At 68.7% G+C, this 16,825-nt stretch carries 13 protein-coding genes; 7 read left to right on the top strand and 6 right to left on the bottom strand.

Annotated elements, in window-relative coordinates; genetic code table 11:
- Position 1 precedes the first annotated feature (1 nt).
- From E0H50_RS02595 to E0H50_RS02575, 5 genes are read left to right on the top strand one after another with little or no spacing between them, the layout of a single operon-like run.
- Positions 2–1,648 (top strand): TrbL/VirB6 family protein, encoded by a 1,647-nt coding sequence (locus E0H50_RS02595; protein ID WP_131284296.1) that lies wholly within the window; start codon positions 2–4, stop codon positions 1,646–1,648.
- On the top strand, positions 1,635–3,143 hold the full coding sequence (locus E0H50_RS02590; protein WP_202867981.1) for an SCO6880 family protein: 1,509 nt from the start codon (positions 1,635–1,637) through the stop codon (positions 3,141–3,143). The genes E0H50_RS02595 and E0H50_RS02590 overlap by 14 nt, the downstream gene beginning before the upstream one ends.
- A gap of 34 nt (positions 3,144–3,177) precedes the next feature.
- Positions 3,178–4,773, top strand: a complete 1,596-nt coding sequence (locus tag E0H50_RS02585; RefSeq protein WP_238150726.1) for an ATP/GTP-binding protein — start codon at positions 3,178–3,180, stop codon at positions 4,771–4,773.
- Positions 4,774–4,779: 6 nt separating this feature from the next.
- A complete protein-coding gene (locus E0H50_RS02580) occupies positions 4,780–6,618 on the top strand; it encodes a type IV secretory system conjugative DNA transfer family protein (protein WP_131284294.1) in 1,839 nt (612 codons plus the stop codon).
- The gene (locus tag E0H50_RS02575; RefSeq protein ID WP_131284292.1) at positions 6,608–6,985 is read left to right on the top strand and encodes a DUF4913 domain-containing protein; all 378 of its coding nucleotides are present in this window, start codon (positions 6,608–6,610) and stop codon (positions 6,983–6,985) included. The genes E0H50_RS02580 and E0H50_RS02575 overlap by 11 nt, the downstream gene beginning before the upstream one ends.
- 434 nt (positions 6,986–7,419) lie before the next feature.
- Here E0H50_RS02575 and E0H50_RS02570 read toward each other — a convergent pair whose 3' ends face one another.
- The 3 genes from E0H50_RS02570 to E0H50_RS02560 all read right to left on the bottom strand — a co-directional run bounded on the left by E0H50_RS02570 (position 7,420) and on the right by E0H50_RS02560 (position 11,148).
- On the bottom strand, positions 7,420–8,805 hold the full coding sequence (locus E0H50_RS02570; protein ID WP_272948483.1) for an IS1380 family transposase: 1,386 nt from the start codon (positions 8,803–8,805) through the stop codon (positions 7,420–7,422).
- 225 nt (positions 8,806–9,030) lie between these two features.
- On the bottom strand, positions 9,031–9,783 hold the full coding sequence (locus E0H50_RS02565) for a hypothetical protein (protein ID WP_131284290.1): 753 nt from the start codon (positions 9,781–9,783) through the stop codon (positions 9,031–9,033).
- A gap of 42 nt (positions 9,784–9,825) precedes the next feature.
- Positions 9,826–11,148, bottom strand: coding sequence for an MATE family efflux transporter (locus E0H50_RS02560; RefSeq protein ID WP_238150725.1), 1,323 nt, complete (start codon positions 11,146–11,148; stop codon positions 9,826–9,828).
- A 403-nt stretch (positions 11,149–11,551) separates the two neighbouring features.
- Between E0H50_RS02560 and E0H50_RS02555 the strand changes: the two genes are divergently transcribed.
- Positions 11,552–14,626, top strand: a complete 3,075-nt coding sequence (locus E0H50_RS02555) for a replicative DNA helicase (protein WP_131285013.1) — start codon at positions 11,552–11,554, stop codon at positions 14,624–14,626.
- Between the two features lies 1 nt (position 14,627).
- Here E0H50_RS02555 and E0H50_RS02550 read toward each other — a convergent pair whose 3' ends face one another.
- Positions 14,628–14,990, bottom strand: coding sequence for a DoxX family protein (locus E0H50_RS02550; RefSeq protein WP_131284288.1), 363 nt, complete (start codon positions 14,988–14,990; stop codon positions 14,628–14,630).
- Positions 14,987–15,565, bottom strand: a complete 579-nt coding sequence (locus E0H50_RS02545; protein ID WP_131284286.1) for an NADPH-dependent FMN reductase — start codon at positions 15,563–15,565, stop codon at positions 14,987–14,989. The genes E0H50_RS02550 and E0H50_RS02545 overlap by 4 nt, the downstream gene beginning before the upstream one ends.
- Positions 15,566–15,665: 100 nt before the next feature.
- On the opposite strand from E0H50_RS02545, the gene E0H50_RS02540 reads away from it, so the two are divergent.
- Complete coding sequence (locus E0H50_RS02540) at positions 15,666–16,130, top strand: MarR family winged helix-turn-helix transcriptional regulator (RefSeq protein ID WP_131284284.1); 465 nt, start codon at positions 15,666–15,668, stop codon at positions 16,128–16,130.
- Here the strand turns inward: E0H50_RS02540 and E0H50_RS02535 are convergent.
- Positions 16,127–16,759: a MerR family transcriptional regulator gene (locus E0H50_RS02535; protein WP_131284282.1), complete on the bottom strand. Its 633-nt coding sequence runs from the start codon at positions 16,757–16,759 to the stop codon at positions 16,127–16,129. The genes E0H50_RS02540 and E0H50_RS02535 overlap by 4 nt on opposite strands.
- Positions 16,760–16,825: the final 66 nt, after the last annotated feature.

Raw genomic sequence — 16,825 nt, 5'->3', positions numbered from 1 at the left:
CATGGTGCCGCTCTCCGTCCTCGACTGGGCGATCGACCTGATGAAAGACATCCTCGGGGTCGTCCTCGCCCCCATCATGGAAGTGGTGATGAAGTTCGTGTTCAAGCCGATCCTTGATGCGATCGCCTCGGCGGTCGGGACGCTGATGAGCACGATCGCCACCTTCTGGGTCTATGTGCCGACCATCCCGATCGGGAACGAAGGCGATCCGAACACCAGCGGCAAGCCCGCCAGCGGCACGATCACCTGGGTCTGGGACCACACGCAGTTCATCGCCCTCTTCATCGCCGCCCTCGCGCTGGTCTTCGGTGCCATCCAGATGGCCTGGACCCAGCGCGGTGAGTCGGCCCGCGAACTGCTCCGCTCGCTGATCACCCTCGCCGTCGCGGCGGCGTTCTCGATCGCCGTGGCGCAGGCGCTGATCAGCGCCGGCGACATGTTCTCGAGCTGCATCATCAGCACCGCACTGGACACGAATTCGAGCGACGGCAGTTGGGTCACCGGCTGCCAGAACATCGGGTCGGGTGACGCGACGGCGTTCGGCAGAACCATGTCGCTGGTGCTCGGCTTCGGTGCGGCCGCCGCCATCGCCGGTTCGCCGCTGCTGATCGGCATCATGATCGCGGTCGGCATCCTCTGCGTGCTCGCCAGCCTGATCCAGATCGTGCTGATGGTCGTCCGCAGCGCCATGCTGATCCTGCTGGTCGGCGTCCTGCCGATCGCGGCCGCCGCGACGAACACCGAGATGGGCCGCAACTGGTTCAAGAAGATCATCGCCTGGCTGCTCGCCTTCATCCTGTACAAACCGGTGGCGGCGATCATCTACGCGACGGCGATCCGGCTGGTCTCGAACAACGGCGACCTGTCCTTCGAGTACGTGACGGAAGGCGACGGCCTGCTGAACCCCGACAACATCGGCCACATGGTGATGAACGTGATCACCGGTCTCACGATGCTGATCCTCGCGCTGTTCGCGATGCCGGCGCTGATGCGCTTCATCGTGCCGATGGTCGGAGCGACCGCGGGTGCAGCCGGCGCCGGCATGCTGGCCGCCAAGATGGTCGGCGCCGACAAGGCCGGTGACATGGTCAGCAAGGGCGCCCAACAAGGCGCGGACGACGGCGGCGGTGGCGGCGGTGACGGTCCGTCCGGTGCGCAGAACGTCGGTCGCGCGTCGCAACAGGCCCCGAGCGGCGGTGGCGGTGGCCCGACAGGCGGCGCGGCCGGTGGCGAAGGTGCGGCCGGCGGTGCCAGCGGTGCCAGCGGTGCGGCCGGTGGCGCGTCGGGCGGTGCGGCGGGCGGTGCGGCCGGTGGCGCAGCCGGCGGTGGCGCAGCTAGTGGTGCCGCGGCCGGTGGTGCAGCGGCTACCGGGGTCGGCATTCCGGTCGCCGTCGCGATTGCGGCGTACAAGGTCGGCCAGGCGGCTGTGAAAGGCACCAAGGAGGTCGCCGGCGAGGCCATGGGAGACGGTGGCGAGTCGGGCGCCCAGAGCAGCGGCGGCGGGGGTGGCGGCGATGACGGCGGCGGCCCCAGCGGCAGCGCCGGTGGCCGCGACATGAGCCGCGAGCGGGACCGTGCCCGCGACTACCGTGACGACGACCGAAACAACCAACCACCACCACCGGACGGACCAAGTGGCAGCGGCTGAGAACGTACGACGCGCACCTCGCACCTACGGCAACTGGCGACGGCCCGCCTCGGCGGGCATCGCCGGCCTGGGCATGCTCGGCACCGGCATCATGATGGGTGGCCTGCTGCTGGTCGTCATCGCAACGATGGTGGGCGGCATCAGGGCCGCCCTCGTCAGCTTGCTGATCGTCGGCGCGGCGCTCGGGCTGCTGATCACGAAGGACAAGCACGGGCACTCCACGCTGCAACGGCTCTCGACCCACATTGGATGGCAACGAGCAAAGATGGCTAAGCACAACATTTACCGCTCCGGCCCGCTCGGCCGGACCGCCTGGGGCAAGTTCCAGCTTCCCGGTCTCGCCGCAGCCTCCCAGCTGAGCGAGTACCAGGACTCGTACGGGCGGCCGTTCGCGCTGCTGTACTACCCGAGCACGCGGCACTTCACGGTCGTCATCAACGCCGAGCCCGACGGTGCCTCGCTGGTCGACGAGGAGCAGGTCGACATCTGGGTGGCGCACTGGGGCCAGTGGCTCGCCTCGCTCGGTCACGAGCCGGGCATCGTCGCCGCGTCGGTGACGGTGGAGAGCGCTCCGGACACCGGTATCCGGCTGCGCCGTGAGGTCGGCAACAACATGATGGACGGCACGCCGCCGATCGCCCGCGCGATGCTGACCGAGGTCGTGCAGAGCTACCCCGAGGGCTCGGCGCTGGTCTCGGCGCGGGTCGCGCTGACCTTCAAGGGCACCGACCGGAGCGGCAAGCGGCGCAAGGAAGACGACATGGGCCGCGAGCTCGCCGCCCGGCTGCCCGCGCTCACCCAGAGCCTGAACGCGACCGGCGCGGGTGCTGCCCGACCGGTCAGCGCGCAGGAGCTCTGCGAGGCGATCCGGATCGCGTACGACCCGGCGTCCGCCATGCTCATCGACGAGGCCCGCGGCCAGGGCATGCCGCCCGAGCTGCAGTGGACCGACGTCGGCCCGGCGGCCACCCAGGCGTTCTGGGACAAGTACCGCCACGACTCCGCGTGGTCCGTGACCTGGCAGATGTCGCAGGCGCCCCGCGGTGAGGTGTTCTCGTCGGTGCTGTCGCAGCTGGTCGCGCCGCACGCCGACATCGACCGCAAGCGCGTGACGCTGCTCTACCGCCCGCTCGACGCCGGTACGGCGGCGCGCATGGTGGAGGCCGACAAGCGCAACGCGTCGTTCCGCGCCACCGCGTCGGCACGGCCGTCCGCGCGCAACTTGGCCGAAGCACGGGCCGCCGACCGGTCCGCGCAGGAGGAGGCGCGGGGCGCCGGCCTGGTCAACTTCGGCATGGTCGTCACCGGCACCGTGATGAACGCGGAGCAGATTCCGGACATGATCGCCGCGGTCGACAACCTCGGCGCCACCGCGCGAGTTCTGCTGCGTCCGGCGTACGGTTCCCAGGACTCCGCGTTCGTCGCCGCGCTGCCGCTGGGCATCGTGGTCCAGAACCACCTTTCGGTCCCCGCGGGCCTCCGGGAATCCCTATGATTGAACAAAGCACAGTGGCACCTGGGGAGTCACAGTGAGCAAAAAGCAGAAGAAGCCGGTCGATCCGTCCCGTCGCGGCCGGCGGCCGATGCCGCGAGGCTGGCCCGGCCCGGGCGGCGGCTACTCGACCTACCTGCAGGCTCCGCAGGAGTGGCGCGGTACGACGGTGCAGGTCTGCGGCATGTGGCCGTTCGCTGCCGGTACCGGCAGCCCGATGGTCGGCGTACCGATCGGCCGGAACATCCTTTCCGGCGCGACCATGTGCTGCGACCCGATCAGCTGGTTCATGCGCGCCAAGCTGATCTCGAACCCGTCGATGTTCGTGCTCGGCAAGCCGGGTCTGGGCAAGTCGACGATCACCCGGCGGATGGCGCTCGGCCTGGCCGGGTACGGCGTGCAGCCGCTGGTGCTCGGCGACCTCAAGCCGGACTACAAGGACCTGATCGAGGCACTCGGCGGGCAGGTCATCCAGCTCGGTCGTGGCCGCGGGCACCTGAACGTGCTCGACCCGGGTGAGTCCCGCGAGGCCGCGCTCCGGCTGACCGGCAAGGCCCGCGAGGCGATCCAGGCGGACGCCCACGGCCGTCGGCAGACGATGGTCTCGGCGCTGATCGCGATCATGCGGAACCAGAACCCGAACGACCGCGAGGAGACGATCCTCGACGAGGCGCTCAAGGTCCTGGACGAACGCTTCCAAGGTACGCCGGTGCTCCGCGACCTGTTGCAGGTCATCCAGGACGCACCGGACCGGGTCCGCAACGTGGCCCTGGACCGCGGCAGCCTGGACCGCTACCGGCAGATCACCGAGGGCCTCGAAGCGTCGCTGATCGGTCTCGTGGGCGGTGGCCGGCTGGGCGAGATCTTCTCCGAGCAGACCGACAACCCGATGCAGATGGACCGTCCGGTGGTCTTCGACGTGTCCAACGTCGACGACTCCGAGACCAGCCTGCAGGCCGCCGTACTGCTGGCCTGCTGGTCGTACGGGTTCGGCGCGGTCGCGGTCTCGCAGGCGCTCGCGGACGCCGGCCTGGAGCCGCGCCGGCACTACTTCGTCATCCTGGACGAGCTGTGGCGGGTGCTGCGGGCCGGGAGCGGTCTGGTCGACCGCGTCGACGCGCTGACCCGTCTGAACCGGCAGCGCGGTGTCGGCATGGCGATGATCTCGCACACCATGTCCGACCTGCTGGCCCTGCCGAACCCCGAGGACCGGATGAAGGCGAAGGGTTTCGTCGAGCGTTCCGGCATGGTCATCTGCGGCGGTCTGCCGCGCGCGGAGATGGACAACCTGACCGAGGTCGTGTCGATGTCCATGGAGGAGCAGAACATGCTCGTCGGCTGGCAGGACCCGCCCGCGTGGGACCCGGCCACCGGCAAGGAGGCCGCCCCGCCCGGCCGAGGCAACTTCCTGGTCAAGGTCGGCGGCCGGCCGGGGATCCCGGTGCACGTCGGGCTCACCTCGGTCGAACGCGAGATCAACGACACCAACAAGCTGTGGACGACGGGTAACGACGGGCAGCCGCAGAAGGTCGAGGTCGCACCGGACGGGACCGAGCAGGTCGTCGGCGAGTACAACCTCGACGACCCGATGCTGCTGCCGCCGCCCGATCCGACCACCCGTGTGGGGAGCTGACGAGTCATGGCCCAGGGCAGGAAGAGCACCGGACCGGGCGGGTTGTCGCCCGAGTCGGTCCTGATCTTCGCCATCATCGGCGTGGTCGCGCTGGTGGTGTTCTCGATGTGGATCGCGCTCAAGGTCGCCTCGGCGATCAACGGCTCGCGCCCGGCGGGGAACCCGTTCGACGCGATCGTCGACCTGTCGAAGGGGAACCTGGAGTGGTCGGGTGCGGCCACCGGCATCCTGGTCGTGGAGATCGTGGTGCTGCTCGGCCTGGTCGGCGGCGGCTGGATGTTCTTCCGGAACCGGGAGCGCTCGATCGGCCGGGTGGACCGGCAGGCGCAGCTGATGTCGAAGCGGTCGGAGATCTACAAGCTCACCCGCGAAGGCGCACAGGAGAAGGCGAACCAGCTCGGCGCCGGGCACGCGGGTCCGGGCATCCTGATCGGCCGGACCGTCCGGGACAACCTCGAGGTCTTCGGCAACTGGGAAGACATGCACGTCGACATCTGGGGTCCCCGAACCGGTAAGACCACATCGCGCGCGGTGCCGGCGATCCTGGACGCGCCCGGCTGCGTCGTTGCCACGTCGAACAAGCGGGACATCGTCGACGCGACCCGCGGGCCGCGCTCGGAGAAGGGCCCGCTGTGGGTGTTCGACCCGCAGGAGGTCTGCGAGGAGCCGCCGAACTGGTGGTGGAACCCGCTGACCTACATCACCGACGAGACCAAGGCGCGGGAGCTGGCCGAGCATTTCGTCGCCTCGCAGCGCCAGGTGGGCGCCCAAACCGACGCGTTCTTCGACGCCGCCGGTACGGACCTGCTGGCCGGCCTGCTGCTCGCGGCCGCTGTCGCCAAGCGGCCGATCACGCAGGTCTACAGCTGGCTGGCCGACCAGCGCAACGACGAGCCGGAACGGATCCTGCGCAACACCCCCGGTCTGCAGCTGTCCGCGGACGCACTGTCCGGTGTCATCAACGCGCCCGACAAGCAGCGTGCCGGTGTCTACGGCACGGCGCAGCAGAGCGCCCAGTTCCTGGTCAACCGCAAGGTGACCCGCTGGGTCATCCCGAACGGCCCGAACGACAACCGGCCGCAGTTCAACCCGCACGAGTTCGTCCGTCAGGGCGGCACGCTGTACAGCCTGTCCAAGGAAGGCGCCGGTACGGCGGGTCCGCTCGTCACCGCGCTGACCGTCGCCGTCGTGGAGGCCGCCGAGCAGTACGCCCGCGGTTGCCCGATGGGGCGGATGCCCAGCCCGCTGGTCGGCGTACTCGACGAGGCCGCCAACGTGTGCCGGTGGAAGAACCTGCCCGACCTGTACTCGCACTTCGGTTCCCGCGGCATCGTGCTGATGACGATCCTGCAGTCCTGGGCGCAGGGCCAGGAGTGCTGGGGCGACCACGGCATGCAGAAGCTCTGGGGCTCGGCGAACATCCGCGTGTACGGCGGTGGCGCGGCCGACTCGACGTTCCTCGAGAGTCTGAGCAAGATGATCGGCGACTACGACATCAGCTCGAGCTCGGTGTCGTACAACGAGGGCAAGCGCGGCACCAGCCAGCAGGTCCAGCGGCACAACATCATGGAGGTCTCCGACCTCGCCTCGATGCCACCCGGCCGCGCGGTCGTGTTCCCGTCCGGGATCCCGGCCACGCTGGTGAAGACGGTCCCGTGGTTCACCCGGCCGGATGCCGGTGCGGTGAAGGCGTCGCTGGCGAAGTACGATCCGGGAGCTGCGTCGAGCGTGCCGGTGAGCAACAACCCGTGGGTTGCCTCGAGTACTCAGGCTCCTCCGCAGCGTGGACCGGAGCGACCGGTCTGGGAGCAGCAGAGCGAGGGAGACAACCGCGGTGGATGGTGAGCAGGAGCTGTTCTACCCGCACGTCGCGGCGTTCGTGGAAGACCGGCTCGTCTACCTCTACACGCGCCGGCTCGGGCAACAGTTCATCTGGTGCCCGGAGTGGTACCGGCACGCGGAGGCACTGAGCCGGCTGGACTCGATCTGGCGTGCGTGGGAGCACCTGCGGCTGGACCCGGCGACCGGTATGTCGGTCTGGTGGCGTGACCACGCGGACCCGCACATGATGTCGCTGCTGGACCCGGACGGCCCGTTCGCCGCCTGCCGGAACAACCAGCACACCGACTACCCGATCCCGCCGCTCCCGGTGCAGGAGCCACCGGCCGGCCTCTTCTTCGACCAGCGCCAGCCCAACATCCGCGGGATCTAGTGTCCTGCGCCCGAAGCTCGCGAGATAAGTCCAGGCCTGAAGCCCTCATCACGGCGGGCCCGCGGCACACTCCCCAGCACAACCAGCGCCGAGGGCATCTTTGTGCACCCACCAACCGTTTTCCGGGCGGTTTCGTGGTCGAGCCGTGCACAAAGAAGCGCCGCGCCGCGCCGCGACGGGGCTTTGGGGAGGTCTGCGGACCGAACGTGCCGGTCGGGGACTGCGGGCCGCGCCGGTCGAGCCGCGATTGCATCGGGATTGACTTATAACGCGAACTTGCGGTGCAGGACACTAGCCTCGATCTTTCGTCTTGCGGTCTGAGTGTGTGGCTGGCTTGGTTGGTGGGTTGGTTTGTCCGGGTGGGCAGGTGTGGTCTCCGGCGCTGGGTCCGCCGGTTCTCCGGTGGTGCTGGTTGTCGGGTCTGGTGTGGTGGTTCAGTCGGGTTGGAGTGCTGCCCAGCCGGTGTCGATGAGGTTGTTCCATGGCCAGTTGTTGGGTAGTCGTAGTCGTCGGCTTCGTCCGGTGTGGATGACTCGTGCGGCGACGGCGAGGAGCCGGTAGCGGAGTCGTTTGGGTTCCCAGCGACGGGCGGGCTGGTTGTGCCAGGCCAGGGTCTGGGTCCAGGTGAGCAGGTCGGCGGCGAGGGTGATGATCTCGAGCCAGATCTGGTTTTGGGCGAAGCCGTGCAGGGGCAGGTTGCGCAGGCCGGTGTCTTTCAGGGCGCGGATGCGGTCTTCGGCGCGGGCTCGTTGGCGGTGCCGGACTTCGAGGTCGGCCAGGCGCCAGCCGGTGGTGTTGGTGGCGAAGCAGGTGACGCGCCAGCCGTCGTGGTCGGTGAGTCGTAGTTGGGCGCCGGGGTGGGGGCGTTCGCGGCGGGCGATGATCCGCATTCCGGGCGGCCAGTCGTCGGGGCCGCCGGCCCGGGTGGTGGCCGGTATCCAGGCGGTGAGTTCGGCGACCTGGGCGCTGTCGCGGGGGTTGCCGTCGCTGTCGATCGCGGCCCGCCAGGCCTGGGTTGGGATGGTGTCGATCGCGGCCTTGACGGTGTCGTGGGCGGCGAACCCGATCGAGTACTCCAGGCCCAGATCGGTGATGTGGCGAAGGAACTTCTTGGACGCGCCACCGGTATCGGTGCGCACCAGTACCTGGCCCCGCTCGCGGGCCGGTAGTTGCGCCAGCGCGGCATCCAGGGCTGCGATGTGGTCGCCGGGCGCGAAGGCCGAGGCCGAACCGGTCCGCAGGATCACCGCCAGGGTTTCACCGGTGCCGTCTTCGCCGTGGTCGACGAACGCGCACATCGGATGGAACCCGTAGCCACGCTTGAACGTGGCCGCGGCGAGTTCCTTGTCCGAGTGCGCGGTGACCAGCGTGGCGTCCAGGTCCACGATCACCAGGCCACCATCACGACTGCCCGGCGTCCCGGCCAACGGGCGACGCAGCCCCCACACGGCGGCCCTGGCCTGAGCGCGGGCCGCGCGGATCGCGGCCACGGCAGCGTCGACATCCACGGCCAGCGCCGCGATCAGCCGCGAGACCGTCGGATCGGAAGCAACCGCGCCGAACAGGTCGGGCTGTGCACGGACTGCGGCCACGTCGGCCAGACAATCCCCACCCAACGCGACCGCTGTGGCCACATCGAGCAGCACTTTGCCCGGATCATGCACAGCCCGCTCGGGGCGCCACGGCGCCAGCTGCGCCGACAAGCCACGCTCCAGCCCGGCCCGGCGCGCCGTCTGCCGCAACAACACCGCCCCGCACGACGAGACCAGCGACTCGCGCCGACCATCCAGAACCAGACCCGACAAAGAGTTAAACTTCACCCGCGGAGTGCCTTCCACTCGGAACGAAACTGACCTTCGACAAGCCAGATTCTTCCAAGCAGGACAGGCACTTCCGTGCTTTACACCACCGTGTCGCCAGACACCCCATGAAATCCCGAGGCTAGTAGCCCGATATGACTGCGCTTCGATTTGAGGGGGCAACCTCCTGCTGGCCTTCCTGGCCGAGCTGGTTGCCCTAGGCATCTTCGCCGTCCGGGAGGGTGGCTAGAGCTCTAGGTCCGGCTCGCTCGCGCGGTTCGGCTTGACGACCTTGCCTTTGTTGTTCCGGACCTTGCCGGGGCCGCGGACATGGCGGCGCGCCTGCGGGAGCTGGGCCTCCGGGGTCTCCTCGGGCGCCTTGCGGACGGCCTCGCTCGGGTTCGGCTGCGCCTCGCGGGCTTCTTCGCGGTGGTCGCGCGCGGACGCCTCATACTGCTCGGCGATCCGGTACTCGCCGGTGGATCTGCGCTCTTCCGTGGTGGCCAGGTTCTGGAAGCGCCGGCCTTCCGCGGCGAGCCCGGCCGAGCCGACCTCGTCAGGGTGAGCGGCCGCCTCGTCGAGTTCATGCCGGCCATGGGCCCGGTCGGCGAGGCCGCGTTGCTTGTCGTTCGCGGCGTACTGCCGGTGCACGTCACGCGCCTGCTCGTCGGCGTACGCGAGTTGCATCGCCCGGGTGGTCTCGGCGGTGGCGTCCAGCAGGTTCTTGCGGTCGCGGACCTCGTCGAGGACCTGCTCGTCCTTGGCGGCGAGCTCGAGGCGGTCGTTCCGAGCCTCGGCCTCCTCGTCCAGGAGCGCCTGCTCGTCCTCCGCGTCCTCGCGTTCGGCCAACTCCTCCGCCAGGTCGTGGGTCGGGAACTTGTCGGCCTCTGCTCGTGCCTGGGCGGCCCGCCGCTCACTCGCGGCCTCAGTGTCGTCGTCGCCCTGCTCCCGCTGATCGGGTACGAGCTCGACGGACTGGTCGTCGTCGGTGTCGGGCATGCCGCTCCTTTCCTTCTGTTTCCACGATGCCGCACCGCAGGGTCAGCGGGTAGCTCCGGTCACCAGCCAGGCATCGCGGCGCTCACGGGTGGTGAGTGTGAGGAATCGCAGCAGCATGTACCCGCCGAACGCCCACCACAGCGCCACGATCCCGCCGCCGAACCAGAGCACCGCCAGCGCGAGCGGCACGTACAGCACGAGCGCGACGATTCCGGCCGCGGCCAGGTACCGTCCGTCCCCGGCGCCGATGAGTACGCCGTCCAGCACGAACACGACCCCGTTGATCGGCTGCCACAACGCGGACACGATCAGGATGGCGGCGAGCGTACGACGTACCTCGGGGTCTGTGGTGAACCACGGGACGTAGACGTCGCGCAGTCCCCAGAGCGCGAGGCCGCCGATCAGCCCGGAGAACAGACCCCACCACATCATCCGGCGGGTGATCGCGCGGGTCCCGGCGACGTCGCCGGCGCCCAGGGCCCGACCGGTGAGCGCCTGTGCGGCGATCGCGATGGCGTCCAGCGCGAGTGCGAGGAACGACCACAGCGTGAAGGCGACCTGATGGGCCGCGACGGACGTCGTACCGAGAGCGGTGGCGACGAACGTGAGCAGGATGATCGCCGCGCGAAGCGTCAGCGTGCGGACGACGAGCGGTACGCCCATCTGCGCCGAGGCCAGGATCCCGGGACGATCGGGGCGGAGCTTGGCGCCGTCGCGGCGGGCGCCACGGACCACCACCACGACCAGCGCCACACCGGCACCGGTCTGCGCGAGCGCCGTACCGAGCGCCGAGCCCGCGATGTCCAGGCGGAGGCCGTACACGAACAGGACGTTCAGCCCGATGTTGGCGAGGTTGGCGGTGATCGCGACGACCATCGGGGTCTTCGTGTCCTGCAGACCCCGGAGTACGCCGGTGGCGGCGAGCAGGAGCAGCATCGACGGGATGCCGAGGCAGGAGATCCGCAAGTACGTCACCGCGTGGTCGGCCACCTCCGGCGACGGGTCGAACGCCGCGATCGCCTGCGGCGCGAGCGCCAGCCCGAGGAGGGCGAGGACGACGCCCAGCAGCAACGCCAGCCAGAGCCCGTCGATGCCTTGGGCAAGCGCCCCCTTGTGGTCGCCGGCGCCGATCCGCCGGGCGACCGCGGACGTGGTGCCGTAGGCGAGGAAGACGCAGATGCCGACGAGGGTCTGCAGGATGGTGCCGGCGACGCCGAGCGCGGCGAGCTGCGGAGTGCCCAGGTGGCCGACGATCGCGGAGTCCGCGAGCAGCATCAGCGGCTCCGACACCAGGGCGAAGAACGCCGGGACGGCAAGCCGGAGGATCTCCCGGTCCTGTTCGCCCACCCACCGTCGCGGTCTCACCGGAGCGAGGTTACCCAGGACGCGCGGGCGCGTCGGAAATTGGTCTCAGACTTTTTCTTCTCCACAGTTGTGAACTGGAGAAACCGCAGGTCACGGGCCTGTTGTGGGTTCTTGCCCACAGATATCCACAGGGTTGTGCCCAACCTGTGCACACCCCTGCCGGGGGTTATCCACGATTCGTCCACAGGGGGTGTGGACGACCGAGTGGCCATCGGCGACGCGTCCGGCGTACGGTCGCGAGGCCTGTCGCCGAAGACTGTCGGTGGGCCTGGCTAGAGTTCGATCAGGTGTTCGAACCCGGCCGGCGGTGGCTGGGCAGCGGGTGACGAGGAGGTCGGACGAAGTGAGCGTGGCGGAGTTCCGCGGGGGCCAGGACGGCGGTCACGAAGAGCGGCGTCCGGAGATGGGCTTCGACCGCACCCCTCCCCAGGATCTCGCGGCCGAGCAGTGTGTGCTCGGCGCGATGATGCTGAGCAAGGATGCGATCGCCGATGTGATCGAGAACCTGCGCAGCACGGACTTCTACCGGCCCGCGCACGAAGCGGTCTTCGACGCGATCACCGACCTGTATGCGCGCGGTGAGCCGGCCGACGCGATCACGGTCGCCGCCGAGCTGAACAAGCGCGGCGAGATGACGCGGATCGGCGGCGCGCCGTACGTGCACACCCTGGTCGCCTCCGTCCCGCTCGCGGCGAACGCTTCGTACTACGCGCACATCGTCCGGGAGAAGGCGATCCTGCGCCGCCTGGTCGAGGCCGGTACCAAGATCGTCCAGCTCGGGTATGCCGGTGAGGGCGAGGTCGACGACGTCGTCGACGAGGCGCAGGCGGAGATCTACTCGGTCACCGAGAAGCGCACCGCCGAGGACTACGCGCCGCTGAAGGACATCATGGAGGGCGCCCTCGACGAGATCGAGGCGATCGACTCCCGCGGTGACGCGATGGTCGGCGTACCGACCGGGTTCACCGACCTGGACGAGCTCACCAACGGCCTGCACCCCGGCCAGATGATCATCGTCGCCGCCCGGCCCGCGATGGGGAAGGCGCTCGCGCTCGACACCCCGCTGCCGACGCCGACCGGCTGGACGACGATGGCCGAGGTCGCGGTCGGCGACCAGCTGCTGGACGCCGACGGGTTGCCGACCACGGTGGTCGCGGCGACCGAGGTGATGGTGGACCGGCCGTGCTTCCGGCTGTCGTTCTCCGACGGCAGCACGATCGTCGCCGACGCCGAGCACCAGTGGCGCGTCGAGGACGGCGGCCGCCCGGTGGTCTGCACGACCGCCGACCTGTACACGGCGATGTCGGCGAGTCCCGGGCTGACACCGCCGATCCCCGGGTCGGCGCCGCGGCAGATCACCGGGCACGGCTTCCCGGCCGCGCTGTACGGCGAGGGCGAGCGGCGGCTCGAGTGGGTCGACCCGGTGGACAGCGTGCCGGTGCGCTGCGTCGAGGTCGACAACGCCGACCATCTGTACCTGGCCGGCAAGACGATGATCCCGACCCACAACTCCACGCTCGGCCTGGACTTCGCGCGCTCCTGCTCGATCAAGCACGGCCTGACCTCGTGCATCTTCTCGCTGGAGATGAGCCGCAACGAGATCACCATGCGACTGCTGTCGGCGGAGGCGAAGGTCCCGCTGCACCACATGCGCAACGGCAAGATGACCGACGAGGACTGGGCCCGTCTGGCCCGGAAGATGGGTGAGGTCTCCGAGGCCCCGCTGTTCATCGACGACTCGCCGAACCTGACGATGATGGAGATCCGCGCGAAGGCCCGCCGCCTGAAACAGCGCCACGACCTCAAACTGATCGTCATCGACTACCTCCAGCTGATGACGTCCGGCAAGAAGGTCGAGTCCCGCCAGCTGGAAGTCTCCGAGTTCTCCCGCTCGATCAAGCTCCTGGCCAAAGAACTCGAACTCCCCGTCGTAGCCATCTGCCAGCTGAACCGAGGCTCCGAACAACGCTCCGACAAACGCCCCATGGCCTCCGACCTCCGCGAATCGGGCTGCTTGACCGCGGACACCCGGCTGATGCGGGCCGACAACGGTGCGGAGATCTCGCTCGGAGAGCTGCTCGCGGCTGATAGTCGTGACATCCCGGTCTGGTCGCTCGACGACCGGCTGAAGCTGGTGCCGCGCACGTTGACCCACGCCTTCCCGAGTGGGGTGAAGGAGGTCTTCCGGCTGAAGCTCGCCTCGGGCCGTGAGATCAAGGCCACCGCCAACCACCCGTTTCTGACCTACAACGGATGGAAGCCGCTGGGCGAGCTGGCGCCGGGCGCTCGCGTCGGTTCGCTCCGGCACGTTCCGGCTCCGCTCGACGTCAAGCCGTGGGACGAGGACGAGATCACGCTTCTCGCTCATCTGCTGGGCGACGGTTCGTTCGTCAAGCGGCAGCCGATCCGCTACGCGAGCATCGACGAGGCCAACCTGACCGCGGTGACCGAGGCTGCTGAGCGGCGGTTCGGCATCACCGCCGTCCGCGACGAGTACGCCGCCGCGCGAGTCACCACTCTCCGCCTACCGGCGCCGTACCGGCTCGCTCGTGGCAAACGGAACCCGATCGCCGCCTGGCTGGACGGCCTCGGTCTGTTCGGCTTGCGCAGCCACGAGAAGTTCGTACCCGACGGTGTGTTCGGCCTCCCGAAGGAACAGGTCGCGCAGTTCATCCGCCACCTCTGGGCCACCGACGGCTCGGTCCGCTGGGACGAGAAGGCCGACCAGGCACGCATCTACTACGCCAGCACCAGCCGCCGCCTCGTCGACGACCTCGCCCGCCTCCTCCTTCGCCACAACATCTTCAGCCGCATCAAGACCGCGAAGAAGGCGGGCTACCGCGACAGCTATCACTTGCACATCTACGGTGTAGAGAACCAGTTGCGGTTCTGCGCCGGCATCGGCGTCCACGGACTCCGCGGACTGAAGGTGCTGGAGGTTGCGACTGCTCTGCGGGACGTCAAGGCGAACACCAACCTCGACACGGTTCCACAGGAGGTTTGGGCGCAGGTCCGTCAGGTGCTTGCCAACCGCAACGTCACGCACCGCGAGTTCGCCGCGGCCATGGGCACCAAGTTCTCCGGCTCGACGATGTGGAAGCACGCTCCGAGCCGGCAACGCCTCGCCAAGGTCGCCGACATCCTCGACGACGCCGACCTCGAAGTCGTAGCCACCAACGACATCTTCTGGGACACCATCACCTCGATCGAGAGCCTCGGCGACCAAGAGGTGTACGACGCAACGGTCCTAGGCACCCACAATTTCGTGGCTAACGGAATCGCCCTGCATAACAGTCTTGAACAGGACGCCGACGTAGTCATCCTGCTGCACCGGGAGGACGCCTACGAACGCGAGTCGACCCGCCCCGGCGAGGCCGACTTCATCGTCGCCAAGCACCGGAACGGGCCGACTGCGGATGTGGTGGTTGCGTTCCAGGGGCACTACTCACGGTTCGTGGATATGGCGCACGACGGGTAGCTCAGAGGCGTTCGATTGCTACGAAGACTGCTAGGGCGAGCAGTACGGCGTTGATTGCGACGCTGGAGAACTCGGAGCGGCGGGTGTGGGTGATGATGGCGCCGATCATGATGGCGGCCAGGCCGGCGGCCGCGGTGGGGACCAGCCAGGTGGCGAGGTCGAAGAGGCGGGGGAGGATCAGGCCGGCGGCGCCGGCGATCTCCGCGACGCCGATGACCTTGATCAGTTCGATCGGGAACGGGGCCGCCCAGCCCATCCGGGGGTTGCCGGCCAGCGAGGCCTTCGTGGCCGGCACCTTCATCGCGCCGGACATCAGGAACATTGCGGCGAGCAGACCGGAGACGATCCAGACGACGATGCTCATGCCGCCACCGGCTGCCCGACGCGGACCTGCTTGAGGGCGGCGGCCCACGATTCGAGCTGGTCGAACAGGATGGTTGCCTGGTCGGCGTACTGCGGGCCGGGGCGGAACTGGGAGAAGTTCTCGAAGTCGGTGAAGAGCGAGAACGACAACTGCTGACGTATGTCGGCGATCTGGAGCTCCGCGCTGATGGCGCGCAGATGCTCGATCGCGCGGGCTCCGCCGAGCGAGCCGTAGGACACGAAGCCGGCAGCCTTGTTGTTCCACTCGGCGTACAGATAGTCGATCGCGTTCTTCAACACGCCGGACGTGGAGTGGTTGTACTCCGGGGTGACGAACACGAACCCGTCGTACGCCGCGATCGTCGAGGCCCAGGCCTTCGTGTGCTCACCGGCGTACTGCCCGGCCGACGGCGGGATCGCCTCGTCCAGGTGCGGCAGCGGGTAGTCGAGGAGATCGATCAGCTCATAGGTGGCGTCGCGCCGCTCGGCCTGGGTCAGTACCCAGTCGGCGACGGCCTTGCCGTTCCGACCGGGGCGGGTGCTGCCGAGGATGATCGCGATCTTCAGGTCGCTCATGATTCCTTCACAGGGTTGACTTGAATGTTCATGTCAACGGCCACGATAGGTCGATTGACGTGAACGTTCAAGTCATTGCCGTGGTGGCTATGCTGCAGGCATGGGGAAGGAGCCGCGCTGGCTGACGGCCGACGAGCTGGAGACCTGGAAGACGCTGCAGCTCGTCATGGCGCTGCTGACCGGGGAGCTGGGTGAGCAGCTGCAACGTGACTCCAGCCTCAGCTTCCTGGAGTACTACGTCCTCGCCGGCCTCTCCGATCAGCCCGATCACACGATGCGGTTGAGCCGCCTCGCGATCCTGGCCAACTCCGAGCTCTCCCGCCTGTCCCACCTCATCCGCCGCCTGGAGAACCGCGGCCTGGTACGGCGTGAACCCGACCCGGATGACGGACGGTTCACGAACGCGATCCTCACCCCCGACGGGTACGCCGAACTCGTGAAGGCCGCTCCGGGACATGTCGAACGGGTCCGCAAACTGGTGTTCGACCCGCTGACCGAGACCGATCGCCGTGCGCTGCACCGGGCGATGACGAAGCTGCTCCCCGGGCTCCTCGGCGACTGTTAGCGGTTCTTCCAGCGATCCGCGGAGATCGACTCCTGGGCGAGTAGGCGCAGCGAGGCGATCAGGGTCTCGCCGAGGATGGTGCCGATGACCACCGATTCGGCGAGCTGGTCGCGGGTCGGGTTCGAGGTGACGGCATCGATCTCGAGCCGGGTGAAGCTTTCGACCGCGTCCGCATAGGTATCGAGGTGGGCGACGAGGCTGTCCTGGCCGAGGCTGCGGAGCGCGGCGACGGTGTCGATGAGGGTCGCCAGAGCCGGGGCCGACGGCTCGACGGCCCAGCCGCGGGCGGCGATGAGGTCGGTGACCTGCGCGGCGGCGGCCGTCCGCGCCTCGTCGGTGGCGGTCAGGCGGCGGGTGGGCGTGAGCGCGCGGTGGGCGCGGCCGATCTGCTCGTGCAAGGGCTCGGTGTCGGAGTCGAGCGATTCGAGGATCTCCTTCACCGTGGCGACCGGGACCTGTGCGAGTTCGATCAGTGCGCGGATCAGCCGGAGCCGGCGGACGTGGGTGTCGCCGTACGACGCCTGGTTCGGGCTGCTGAGTTCGCCGGCGGGCAGCAGGCCTTCGCGCAGGTAGTACTTGATCGTCGGCACCGGGACGTCGGTGACCTTGCTGAGTTCCCCGATTCGCATCGCTTGCCTTCCTGTTGTCTGTGATGGATAGTATCAGTATCCATAAGCGGATACTTCAACTATCCA

Source organism: Kribbella sindirgiensis, assembly GCF_004331435.1.
Classification (GTDB): Bacteria; Actinomycetota; Actinomycetes; order Propionibacteriales; family Kribbellaceae; genus Kribbella; species Kribbella sindirgiensis.
Note: the sequence above shows the minus strand (reverse complement) of the source record. Positions and strands in the feature narration are given on the sequence as shown.